Below are 1,118 nucleotides of genomic sequence, written 5' to 3' on the forward strand. Positions count from 1 at the left end.
CCCCACTAGGCTGCACGTAACAGTCCCCAGATTCTTATGCACAGCCGTCTCATGTAAGAGAAAGATCTTCCAAGAATCTTTAACCTGCGCGGATGACGGCGCCAAACTCACTTATCGGGTCACCCGCTGGATCTTGCAGCGCCTTGCTATTGACCGGATGAGTGTGTCAGCTACCGCCAAAGCACTCGGTGTGGGCTGGGACCTGGTCAACCAGGTCGCACTGGATGCCTGTCGCCAGCTTGTCTACGGCGACCCCTGCCACCTAGACGGGGTTCGCGTCCTCGGAGTCGATGAACATGTATGGAAACACACCAGAAAACCAGGTCAGGCATCAAACCTGGTGACCATACTTGTTGACCTCACCCCGCTGGTGGACGGGCGTGGGCCTGCTCGTTTGTTAGACATGCGACCGGGCAGATCCGCCCACGTGCTCAGCGGGTGGCTTAAAGAGCGCGACCCCAGCTTCCGGGAGCAGATACAGGTGGTGACCATGGATGGGTTCACCGGTTATGCCACCGCAGTTGAAGAGCAACTACCACAGGCGAATAAAGTCATGGACCCTTTCCATGTGGTGCATCTGGCAGCCGACAAGCTCACCAGTTGCCGACAAAGACTCCAACGTGAGACAACCGGGCGCCGCGGACGCAAAGATGACCCGCTGTACAAGCACCGGCGCACCCTGTTGACCAGGACGAACTATCTCACCGAGCGGCAAAAGCAACGCTTAGAAATGCTGTGGGCCACCGATGACGACTACGTGGCCCTAGAAGTAACGTGGCTGCTCTACCAAGACGTGATCGCAGCGTACGCGCATCCGAAGAAATCGGAAGGCAGAAAGCTCATGGAACGCATCATCCACACCCTGCGTAAAGGACTACCAAAAGGCTTAGAAGAGCTCGCCCAACTGGGACGCACCCTGTGGCGTCGACGCAAAGATGTGCTCGCCTACTTTGATATCGGCGCATCCAACGGTCCCGTTGAGGCAATCAACGGCAGACTCGAACACCTACGCGGCATCGCCCTGGGATTCAAAAACCTCAACCACTACATCTTGCGATGCCTCATCCACTCCGGACAACTACAGGACAAAATCAACGCACTCTAAAACCGGAAGGGCC

The 1,118-nt window shown here is 56.8% G+C and carries 1 protein-coding gene; it reads left to right on the forward strand.

Annotated elements, in window-relative coordinates:
- Nucleotides 1–1,105 (forward strand): ISL3 family transposase (locus HMPREF2943_RS00935; protein ID WP_070710561.1); only part of this gene is annotated, 1,105 nt, incomplete at its 5' end.
- Nucleotides 1,106–1,118: the final 13 nt, after the last annotated feature.

This window comes from Corynebacterium sp. HMSC072D12, from assembly GCF_001813925.1.
Taxonomy (GTDB): domain Bacteria; phylum Actinomycetota; class Actinomycetes; order Mycobacteriales; family Mycobacteriaceae; genus Corynebacterium; species Corynebacterium aurimucosum.